This window comes from Synechococcus sp. R5-12 (assembly GCF_047502655.1).
In the GTDB taxonomy this organism is placed as follows: Bacteria; Cyanobacteriota; Cyanobacteriia; order Thermostichales; family Thermostichaceae; genus Thermostichus.
In genome coordinates this window covers 1-10,428 of record NZ_JANSIM010000129.1, presented here as the reverse complement: position 1 = coordinate 10,428, position 10,428 = coordinate 1, and the positions used below count along the sequence as shown (strand labels likewise).

Here is a 10,428-nt window from a genome sequence, read left to right as displayed (position 1 = left end):
GTAGAGCAGAGCAGGCTCAGGGCTACTGAAAGCCCGCTCCGTACGGCTTTAGCGGTCGGAGTCGGGTAGTTTACTCGGCTCTTTGCCCCCATCGGTCTGGAGATCCACGCCGAAACCCCCGCCGAGATTGCCATCAGCATCACCGCCCAGCTCATCCAGGTGCGACGGGGATCCCCGAAGACAATACCCACACAAAAGGGCGAAACTTAGGCGTAGGCTTGCCGGTTAGCCGGAGGACAAGCTAGGCTAGAAAAGCGCCGCGGGGTAGAGCAGCCTGGTAGCTCGTCGGGCTCATAACCCGAAGGTCACTGGTTCAAATCCAGTCCCCGCTATACCTAGGAGACAGTTGCTTAGAGCAGCGTCCGCACATCCACCACCTTGCCGCTGACTGCCGCTGCGGCCACCATAGCCGGGCTCATGAGCAGAGTACGCCCGCTGGGGGATCCCTGGCGGCCCTTGAAGTTGCGGTTGGAAGAAGAGGCGCTGATCTGGCGCCCCACCAGCCGATCCGGGTTCATCGCCAAACACATGGAGCAACCGGGATCCCGCCACTCAAACCCTGCCGCCTCGAAGATCTCCCGCAAGCCCTCCTGTTCTGCTTCCTGCTTTACCCGTTCTGAGCCGGGCACCACAAACGCCTTCACCCCTGGGGCCACCCGCCGCCCCTTGGCAATCTTGGCTGCCTCCCGCAGGTCGCTCAAGCGGCCATTGGTGCAACTGCCGATGAAGCAGACATCCACCGGTGTCCCCACGATGGGATCCCCCGGCTGCAAGTCCATGTAGGCATAGGCCTCTTTGGCCAGTTCCCGCTCGCTTTCCGGCAGATCTTCTGGGGCAGGGATCCGCTCATCCACCCCAATCCCTTGGCCGGGGGTGATCCCCCAAGTAACCGTCGGCGCAATGTCTGCGGCCTGGAAGACCACCACATCGTCGTAGCGGGCATCGCCATCGCTGGCCAGGCTTCTCCACCAGGCTACCGCCTCTTCCCAATCGGATCCCTGGGGGGCAAACTCTCGCCCCCGCAAATACTCAAAGGTCACCGCATCGGGGTTGACGTAGCCACAGCGGGCTCCTCCCTCGATGGACATGTTGCAGAGGGTCATGCGCTCTTCCATGCTCATGGCTTCAATGGCGCTGCCCCCATACTCGTAGGCGTAGCCCACCCCGCCTTTGACCCCCAGCTTGCGGATGATGTGCAGAATTACATCCTTAGCGTAAACTCCCGGCCCCAACTTGCCGTGGATCTCAATGCGGCGCACCTTGAGCTTGGACAAAGCCAAAGTTTGGGTGGCCAATACGTCTCGCACCTGGCTGGTGCCGATCCCAAAAGCAATGGCCCCAAAGGCCCCGTGGGTAGAGGTGTGGCTGTCCCCACAGGCGATGGTCATCCCCGGCAGAGTTAACCCTTGCTCCGGGGCAATCACATGCACGATCCCCTGCCGACCGGAGCCGCTGTTGTAGAAGCGGATGCCGTATTGCCGGCAATTGCGCTCCAGTTCCTGGATCATCTCCTCTGCCAAGGGATCCGCAAAAGGCCGTGCCCGGTTGTCGGTGGGAATGATGTGATCCACGGTGGCCACCGTCCGCTCGGGAAACAGAACCGGCAGATGGCGCTCCCGCAGCATGGCAAAAGCCTGCGGACTGGTCACCTCGTGAATTAGGTGCAGGCCGATGAACAACTGCGTCTGCCCAGAGGGCAAAATCCGCACCGTATGGGCATCCCACACCTTATCGAATAATGTCCTCTCGCTCATCTTTCTCGGCCCGCAGCCAAGTCCTGTGAACTTTCAATGTGCTACTTGGGGAAAGGGTTGTCAAGGTACGGGCTGCCGTTATCTCTATGCGATCCCGGTGGGCGAAGGCGGATCTGAGTCCTCAAACCGGGAAACCCCTGCCTCAGCCAACGAGAAACTCGCCCTTCAAACGGGATCCCTGATGGCCGGCCAAGGCAAAAAGCGATAGCCCGCCTCTTGAATGGCAGCGACGATATCCGGCAGGGCCTCTGCGGTGTGGGGCCAGCGATCGTGGAGCAGCAAAACCAGGGGCTGATCGGAAGCTTGGATCGCCGGCAACTGAGCTCGAACACGCTCCAAAAGTTGGGCTGCGCTTTGGCCCGCGTAGGCATCTTCCGGGCTCATGTTCCAGTAAAGAACGCGATATCCTGCCTGCTCCAGAGAGCGACGCAAAGCAGAATCTAGGCGAAAACCTCCCGGTGGGCGAACAACCAGTTGGGGATCCAAGTTCAGCGTTTTGAGCAGTTGGGTTGTCTGATCCACCTCAGCATAAAACAGCTCGTTGCTTCCGTAGAGACGTTGATAATCGTGGGTAAAAGTATGATTGGCTAGGGTGTGGTGATGGGCCTGAATCGATTGAGCCAACTCTGGAAATCGGGAAACGTGGGTGCCAATAACAAAGAAAGTGGCCGGGATCTGAAGATCATCCAAAACCTGTAAAAGTCGGGGGGTGGATTGGGGCCAGGGGCCATCATCAATGGTCAGAAAGGCAGAACGAGGCGGCACCTCCAGTAAAGGCCCCAGCATTTCTTCCAAGGGCAGTTGCAAAGGTTGAGTATTTTCTGCCGGATCGAGAAAGTCGGGATCCGGGATCCAGCTATGCTGCAGAAACACCTGCACATGAGCGGGAGCAGGGGTAATCAGTAAACGCCCCGTCTGCTCATTTTGGTTGCCCCAGCTCAGCCGATAGGGCAGATCCGAAGCGACCTCGACGGTTGTTGTACGGGTAATGACTCCGTAGGGGATGTCAATCAAATAGTGCCCGTTCACCTCTTCTTGATGGATCCAGGCTGCCGAAGGAGCTGATAGATAAATGAGCAAATCTTGGGGATTGGCACCGCGCACCACCCGAATGCTTTCGATGGGGAGAATGAGGTTGTATTCCGAGGTGGCCGTCAGGTTCAGCTCAAAAAGAGGCTGGGCCTCTACCGTGCAGTAGTAGATCAGTCCAACCAGTAGGAAGGCTAGGCAAAATATCAACGCTTTCAGAGAGTGCATGGAATGGCTTAATCCTTCGCAACCAATCATAGGACAGAAGCCACCCAAGCTCGATAGAGCCCATCAATTTAACCGGAAGGCCCTGCTGGGCTTCTGGGTGGCGAGAGCAGGCGCTCTTCCCATTTACGTGCAGGCGAGGCCCGTCGGATGTCCCGCCAAATGGCTGTGGCAGCTAAGGTACCATCGGCAACCGCAATCGCCACCTGGTTCAGGCCCTGCTTTAAATCGCCCAGCGCAAACAGCCGCGGATGGGCAGTGCGACACCACTCGTCGGTTAGCAGGTTTTCCCCTTGCCATTTCAAGCCGGGGATCCCTTTCAAATAGGCATTGTGGTATCTGGCGCCCATCGCCACCAAGCCGGTAGTTGCTTCGATGTAAGTGCCATCTTCCAACTCCACACCCTGCAATTGATGGTTTTCTCCAAGAAAGCGGCGAATAGGAGATTCGTAGAGGGGGTAGCCATGATCCGCCAGTTTTTTGCGCATGTCGGGGCCGACCGAGCAGAGGCCGTGGGTCAACACCGAGATATAGGGTGTAAACCAGTTGAGGACAAAAGCTGTATTGATCCGATCTTCCGAATTGACGATCAACACTGCCTTTTGATCCCGCATTTCATAGCCGTCGCAGATCATACAGACATGCAGTGAATAGCCGGCGTAGTCGTAAACATTCTGCATATCCGACAACTGAGGCAGCTCGTCCATAATGCCGGTTGCTGCAATCAGATATTTGCTCCGAAAAATGGGGTAGAGGCTGTTCACTTTTCCCACCTTGACTTTGACCGCAAAGAGGTCTCCCTCATCGGTGGCATCTTCCACGAAGCCGCGCAGGTAATCTACCCCTAAACTCAGGGCGTGCTCTGTTCCCTGTCGCAACAGCTCTCGTCCGGGAGTGGTCGGAGGCAATCCCAGATAATTGCGCAAATCCTGCATCCAAAAAGAGCGGCCTCTGCCCTTCTCCACCACCAGGCAACTCAATCCATAACGAGCCAGATAGATTGCCGCCGACAACCCCCCTGCTCCCCCTCCGGCCACAATCACGTCATAGATTTTGTTCAAAGCAACTTCTAGATTCCTGCTGCTCAGTTTCATGGACGGGATCCCCTCACGAGCTTTTTGCCGGGTGATCTCAGGTCGTTGGCTGCGGCCTGAAAAATCTTAAGAAACTCTATATGTTCCGAGGACTGCTTATCCTGCTGAGTCCACCACATTTCTGTTGAGGCGTGATCCAAGTGAAGGGAGCAGTCCCAACAACCGTCTAGCAACCGTCTAGAATGGGGACTGAACTCCCCCTTAGGAGAAAAGCCCTATGCCAGGTATCTTAGCGGCCATTGCCCTGATCTTTGTCGGCTACCTGTTCAACTCGGTCAAAATCATCAGCCAGGGGTATGAGGCATTGGTGGAGCGTTTGGGCAGGTTTCATCGCAAGCTGACCCCAGGATTGCACTTTATTCTTCCCCCTATCGATAGGATTGTGTTCCAGGAAACCATCCGCGAGAAGGTGTTGGACGTGCCTCCTCAGCAGTGCATCACCAGCGACAACGTCTCTTTGATGGCCGATGCGGTGGTCTATTGGCGCATCACCGACATGATCAAGGCCCGCTATGCGGTGGAGGACGTGCAGCGGGCTTTGATTAACCTGGTGCTGACGGCCTTGCGCGCCGAAATTGGCCGCATGGATTTGGATCAAACCTTTTCCTCCCGCGCCGAGATCAACGCTCGCCTTTTGACAGAGCTGGACGAGGCCACAGATCCCTGGGGGATCAAGATCACGCGCGTGGAAGTCAGGGACATTCAACCCTCCAAAACTGTGCAAGACTCGATGGAAAAGCAGATGGCTGCCGAGCGGGAAAAGCGGGCCGCTATTCTGAAATCAGAAGGGGAGCAGCAGGCCAGCATCAACCAGGCTGCGGGGGCCGCCAAGGCGCAGCTATTGCGGGCAGAAGCGGAGAAACGGGAGCGGCTGCTGTTGGCTGAGGGCACGGCTGAAGCCATCAAGACCATCGCCGCCACTTTGCAAGAGAATCCAGAGGCAGCCAATGCGTTGCAATACCTGATGGCGCAAAACTATATCGACATGGGCTTCAAGGTAGGCAGCAGTCCCAGCGCCAAGGTAATCTTCATGGATCCCAATTCGATCCCTGGCACCCTGCAAGGGCTGCTCTCCATGGTGGACGTGGCCAAGGGTGGGGAAGGATCTCGCGCGGCGGCCTCTCAGAAGCTGCGTACCCCGGCTTCTTTCCCAACCGAAGTGGACTTTCCGCGGCTCGACTGAGTTGGACCGACCATGATGGCCCGGGATCCCGATTGGCTGCTGGTGGGACAGGTGGTGGCGGCCCACGGCTTGCGGGGCTGGCTGCGGGTTAGGTGCTGGTCGGATTTTCCAGAGCGCTTCACAGAGCCTGGACCACGCTGGTTGCAGCGGGATACGGATCCCGAGCCCCTGCTGCACCCCTTGATCGAGGGGCAGTTTTTCCCGGCTAAGGGTCTTTATTTGGTGCGACTGGAAGGGATCCCCAATCGAACGGTGGCTGAGACCTGGGTGGGGGCTAGGCTGCTGGTACCGGCTTCCCACCGCTTGCCCTTGCAGCCGGAAGAGTACCACTACCGCGATCTCATCGGCTTGGCCGTCTATCACCAAGGGGAGCTGCTGGGACAGGTTTCGGGGATTTTGGCAGCCGGCCAGGATGTGCTGGAGATAACAACCCCTGATCACCGGCAGGTGTTGATCCCCTTTGTGAAAGCCCTGGTGCCTGTCGTGGATTTGGAAAAAGGCGCGCTTCACGTGCAGCCGCCGCCGGGGCTGGTGGAGAGCTTTCTGGGTTAGAGTTCGACAAGACGGCCTGACTTCCGTACCTGCATCCCATCCTGAACTTGGCCCTCAGAAGCGCCTGTGTGGCCGTTCTAGCCTTTTGTGCTATTATAGGGGCAGTTTTTTGATGCTAAGCTCATCCTCGGCCTTTAAGGTCAATTTTTCTGGGTTTCTGTTGATCTTGGCCGGGAGCCTTCTTCGGAATTGGAGTTGGGAATGACGGAAAACTACGGTGCAGAGCAGATCCAAGTTTTGGAAGGCTTGGAGGCTGTGCGCAAGCGGCCTGGCATGTATATTGGCTCCACCGGGCCGAAGGGGTTGCACCATTTGGTGTACGAGGTGGTGGACAACTCTGTGGATGAGGCCCTGGCCGGCTATTGCAATGATATTCAGATCAGCCTGCATCCCGACGGCTCGGTATCCGTTTTGGACAATGGCCGCGGCATTCCGGTGGACATCCACCCCAAAACCGGGCAGTCGGCTCTGGTTACGGTGCTGACGGTGCTGCACGCGGGGGGCAAGTTTGGCGGTGGCGGCTACAAAGTCTCCGGTGGGCTGCACGGGGTGGGCGTGTCGGTGGTGAATGCCCTCTCCGAATGGGTGGAGGTGACGGTTTGGCGAGAGGGCAAGGTTTACTTTCAACGTTTCGAGCGCGGGGCGGTGGTGGGATCCCTGAAATCCGAACCCCAGCCCAAGGGATCCAATCGGCGGGGTACAGAGGTGCGCTTCAAGCCGGATGGGCTGATCTTTCCCGAGCGAGAGTTTGACTATGCCGTATTGGCGGCCCGCTTTCGCGAATTGGCCTACCTCAATGCCGGCTTGAAAATTACCTTTAGCGATCTGCGGCGGGATCCGCCTCACTGCGAAACCTATCAATATGCAGGCGGCATCAAGGAATATGTGGCCTTCATCAACCACGAAAAAACGCCCATCCACTCTGACATCATCTACATCCAAGGGGAGCGGGATGGCGTGGAGGTGGAAGTGGCCCTGCAGTGGTGCTCGGATGTGTACACCGATACTTTGATTGGCTTTGCCAACAACATTCGCACCAGCGAAGGAGGCACCCACCTAGAGGGCCTGAAAACCTCTCTCACCCTCACCATCAACAGCCAAGCCCGCAAACTCAACAAGCTGAAGGATTCCGACAGCAACCTGGCTGGAGAAAATGTGCGCGAGGGGTTGACGGCCATCGTCTCGGTCAAGGTGCCCAACCCTGAGTTTGAGGGGCAAACCAAAACCAAGTTGGGCAACACCGAGGTGCGGGGCATTGTGCAAACCCTCGTCTCCGAGGCGCTCACGGAGTACTTGGAATTCAACCCCAACGTGGCCAGGGGGATCGTCGATAAGGCCATCCAGTCCTTCAATGCTGCCGAGGCAGCCCGGCGGGCCAGGGAATTGGTGCGGCGCAAATCTGCCCTGGAATCTTCCACGCTGCCGGGGAAGTTGGCCGATTGCAGTTGCCGCGACCCGGCGGAGTCTGAGGTGTATTTGGTGGAAGGCGACTCTGCAGGCGGCAGCGCCAAACAAGGTCGGGATCGGCAGTTTCAGGCGGTGTTGCCCTTGCGCGGCAAGATCCTCAACATTGAAAAGGCGGATCCCGCCAAGATCTACAAAAACGCCGAAATTCAGGCGATGATCACAGCGCTGGGTTTGGGAGTTAAAGGCGATGAATTTGATCCCAGCCAACTGCGCTACCACCGCATCATCCTCATGACCGATGCCGATGTGGACGGTAGCCACATTCGCACCCTGTTGCTGACCTTTTTCTACCGCTATCAAAAGGCGCTTCTGGAACAGGGCTATGTCTATATCGCCTGTCCGCCGCTCTACAAAATCGAGTGGGGCCGCAACAATGTTCGCTATTGCTACAGCGACGCCGAGAAAGACCAGATCCTGCGGGGGCTGCCTGCCAACGCCAAGTACACCATCCAACGGTTCAAGGGTCTGGGGGAAATGATGCCCGAACAACTCTGGGAGACCACCATGAACCCGGCAACGCGCACCCTCAAACAAATCACCATCGAAGATGCGGTGGAGGCGGATCGCATTTTCACCATCTTGATGGGAGATGCCGTTGGCCCCCGACGGGAGTTTATTGAGGCCCACAGTGCCCATTTGGATCTGGCGGCTCTCGATATTTAGCGGCTCTCGATATTGGGTGGAGAGAACTCTGTCCCGCCTCTTCGGGGCCCACGGCAGGGGGAAAGTGCTCCGCACCGCTGGCGCGAACGTAACGGTGTTGCAGACGAGGCCGCGAGCAGCCAAAAGCTCCCGGACGGGGCAAGATCCCAGTTGCAGCCCAGACCCTGTGGCAAAGTGAGGGAAGAGCGTTCCAGATCCTGCTATGCCTGCATTGCTTACGGCTCTTCTTGCGGTGCTGGGGGGCTATCTCCTGGGATCCATTCCAACCGGCTACTGGGTAGGTCGTTGGTGGGGAGGCATCGATATTCGCCAACAGGGATCCGGCTCTACCGGAGCGACCAATGTGTTGCGGACGTTGGGCAAGGGGCCCGCCCTGCTGGTGTTGCTGGTGGATGCTGCCAAGGGGGCAGCAGCAGTTGCCCTGGGATCGGCCTTGGGATCCGCGTGGTGGGTGGTTTTGGCGGCATTGTTCGCAGTGATCGGCCATAGCCGTTCCTGCTGGCTGGGCTTCAGGGGGGGCAAATCGGTGGCCACCAGCCTGGGGATCTTGTTGGCTATGGCTTGGCCAGTAGCCCTGACAACTTTCGGCGTCTGGCTGCTGGGGCTCGCCCTCACCCGCATCGTTTCCTTCAGCTCCCTTTTGGCGGCAGTGGCGGCTCCGGTGATGATGTGGGCAACAGCTCAACCTTTGCCCTATTTGTTGTTTGCGTTGGCGGGCGGGGTGTATGTGATCGGTGCTCATCGGCGCAACATCGAGCGCCTACTGGCCGGGTCGGAGCCGCGCATTGGCCAAAAATGGACGCAATCTCCCTAATTTTCAAGGCACTGTGAAGCAGCTGTATTACTCCGCAACGCTATGCAACCGACCACAGTGGTTTTTGTCTACGGATCCCTGCTGCGGGGCGGCCAATACCACAGCTTGCTGCAGGGGGCAGAATTTTTGGGGACAGACAGCCTCAACCACATTGATCTTTACAGTCTCGGCCCCTACCCGATGGCAGTTCGTGGCCGAAACCGGCTCTACGGCGAGTGCTACCGCATTCCCCTAAGTCTATTGGCCCGCTTGGACGAGCTGGAAGACCACCCGCGGGTGTACGAACGGCAGTGGGTGCAACTGGATAGCGGCACCTTTGCTTGGGTTTATCTGGGTCGGCCTGAGCAGGTGCAGGGGTGTTCCCTCATCCCCAGTGGCCGCTGGCTGGCTAGAGATCAAAGTGGAGCTTGACGCCCTCAACATACTGGGGCAGCACCAAAGACTCTATCCCACTGTTGTGCTCCGCACCGCTGTCGCGAACGCGAACGGCTGCCGACGGATCCCATTCTTGGGAATCAGACTCTTTGGCGGAGAGAGCACCGGCATCCACAGGGCTGGAAACGCGCTCCAGGTAGTAGATGCGATCCCCGCGTCGCCAAATGTCTGGCTCAGGCAGGTAGAAGAGCCGACCCGGTCGAGATGAGCCGCTCCTCAGCCGCTGCGGGCGCACCAACAACAAGGGCAGGCATAGATCGGCTTTGATTCGATAGGCAAACTGATCCCGCAGCCGTTCAAGGGTGGGATCCTCCAGTCCCATCTGGGCCAGGAAGGGATTGGGCAGCGCTGGTGCTGAAAAAGCGCTCCGCACCGCTGTCGGGAACGACTCTTGAGCCGTCAAGACATCAGCTCTATTGCTCCGCACTGCCTCCGGCAGGGTTGAGGCCGCATTCGCAGAAGCGTCACGTAGCGATAAAGGGAGAGGCAGGCCCAGGTCTGCCAACGTGGGTAGGGTGATCGAGCGCAGCTCAGCCCGGTTGGCCTCCAGATAGCCGGCCCAGCGCTGCAGTTGGGGGAAGGAAGGCTGCAAGGTGCGGATCCCTTCTGAGATGGGCATATCCGGCAGCAACACCGTCCAGATGGTGGCCGAAACCGAGAGTTTCACCATCAACTCGGCAATGGCCCAGTTCACCTGCGGATCCAGAGTCAGGATCAACAGAGTTTCCGCATGGTCGATATCGGCCTTCAACAAAGCAGACTCGTTCAGTACAGCTTCCTGCAGGGATCCGGGGATGGCTTCTGGCTTGCCGACTTCCTGGCTTGGGGCAGACTTGTGGGTGCCGTTGCCGTCAGAGGAATGAAGTTGTGGGGGCAAGCCATCTGCTGGACGACGCTTCGGCGTTCCTGACAGGGATGTGGAGGACTTACGGGATGGCGGGATGGAGTCCTTACCGTCTGTTGGGTGGGGAGCTTTGTAGCTGCCGTGCCCATTTTTGGAAGACCCAGAAACCAACGGGATCACCTCGACCGTCTGGTTGAGCGAGCGCATCAACTGGGCCAATTGGTTGGTGAGGGGATGATCGCCGATGATTACGGTGGAACTGCCCTGATCCAGACCCAGCCAGCGGGCCACCCAGGCTGCCGTCAACCCCTGTACCGTCACCGTCACCGAGATGGTCAAAAACACCAGCGCCTTGAGGGCATCCCCCC

At 58.3% G+C, this 10,428-nt stretch carries 9 protein-coding genes, 1 tRNA gene and 1 pseudogene; 7 read left to right on the top strand and 4 right to left on the bottom strand.

Features of this window, described 5'->3' with window-relative positions:
- Positions 1-90: 90 nt before the first annotated feature.
- Both NW843_RS07790 and NW843_RS07785 read left to right on the top strand, forming a co-directional pair.
- Positions 91-210: a hypothetical protein gene (locus NW843_RS07790; protein WP_414522599.1), complete on the top strand. Its 120-nt coding sequence runs from the start codon at positions 91-93 to the stop codon at positions 208-210.
- A gap of 48 nt (positions 211-258) precedes the next feature.
- A tRNA-Met gene (locus tag NW843_RS07785) sits at positions 259-332 on the top strand.
- Between the two features lie 18 nt (positions 333-350).
- On the opposite strand, the gene leuC is transcribed toward NW843_RS07785, so the two are convergent.
- From leuC to NW843_RS07770, 3 genes are all read right to left on the bottom strand, one after another.
- A complete protein-coding gene (gene leuC, locus NW843_RS07780; RefSeq protein WP_414522598.1) occupies positions 351-1,754 on the bottom strand; it encodes a 3-isopropylmalate dehydratase large subunit in 1,404 nt (467 codons plus the stop codon).
- A gap of 165 nt (positions 1,755-1,919) precedes the next feature.
- On the bottom strand, positions 1,920-3,011 hold the full coding sequence (locus NW843_RS07775) for a polysaccharide deacetylase family protein (RefSeq protein ID WP_414522597.1): 1,092 nt from the start codon (positions 3,009-3,011) through the stop codon (positions 1,920-1,922).
- Between the two features lie 68 nt (positions 3,012-3,079).
- Positions 3,080-4,102, bottom strand: coding sequence for an NAD(P)/FAD-dependent oxidoreductase (locus NW843_RS07770; RefSeq protein ID WP_414522596.1), 1,023 nt, complete (start codon positions 4,100-4,102; stop codon positions 3,080-3,082).
- Between the two features lie 217 nt (positions 4,103-4,319).
- On the opposite strand from NW843_RS07770, the gene NW843_RS07765 reads away from it, so the two are divergent.
- From NW843_RS07765 to NW843_RS07745, 5 genes are all read left to right on the top strand, one after another.
- Positions 4,320-5,285 (top strand): SPFH domain-containing protein, encoded by a 966-nt coding sequence (locus NW843_RS07765; protein ID WP_414406659.1) that lies wholly within the window; start codon positions 4,320-4,322, stop codon positions 5,283-5,285.
- Positions 5,286-5,297: 12 nt separating this feature from the next.
- A complete protein-coding gene (gene rimM / locus NW843_RS07760) occupies positions 5,298-5,837 on the top strand; it encodes a ribosome maturation factor RimM (protein WP_414522595.1) in 540 nt (179 codons plus the stop codon).
- Between the two features lie 201 nt (positions 5,838-6,038).
- On the top strand, positions 6,039-7,967 hold the full coding sequence (gene gyrB / locus NW843_RS07755; protein ID WP_414522594.1) for a DNA topoisomerase (ATP-hydrolyzing) subunit B: 1,929 nt from the start codon (positions 6,039-6,041) through the stop codon (positions 7,965-7,967).
- A gap of 202 nt (positions 7,968-8,169) precedes the next feature.
- The gene (gene plsY, locus NW843_RS07750) at positions 8,170-8,781 is read left to right on the top strand and encodes a glycerol-3-phosphate 1-O-acyltransferase PlsY (protein ID WP_414522593.1); all 612 of its coding nucleotides are present in this window, start codon (positions 8,170-8,172) and stop codon (positions 8,779-8,781) included.
- 42 nt (positions 8,782-8,823) lie between these two features.
- Positions 8,824-9,192, top strand: a complete 369-nt coding sequence (locus NW843_RS07745; protein ID WP_414349642.1) for a gamma-glutamylcyclotransferase — start codon at positions 8,824-8,826, stop codon at positions 9,190-9,192.
- Here the strand turns inward: NW843_RS07745 and NW843_RS07740 are convergent.
- A pseudogene (locus NW843_RS07740) lies at positions 9,170-10,428 on the bottom strand (sodium:proton antiporter); the annotation flags it as partial. The gene NW843_RS07745 and the pseudogene NW843_RS07740 sit on opposite strands and share 23 nt — an antisense overlap.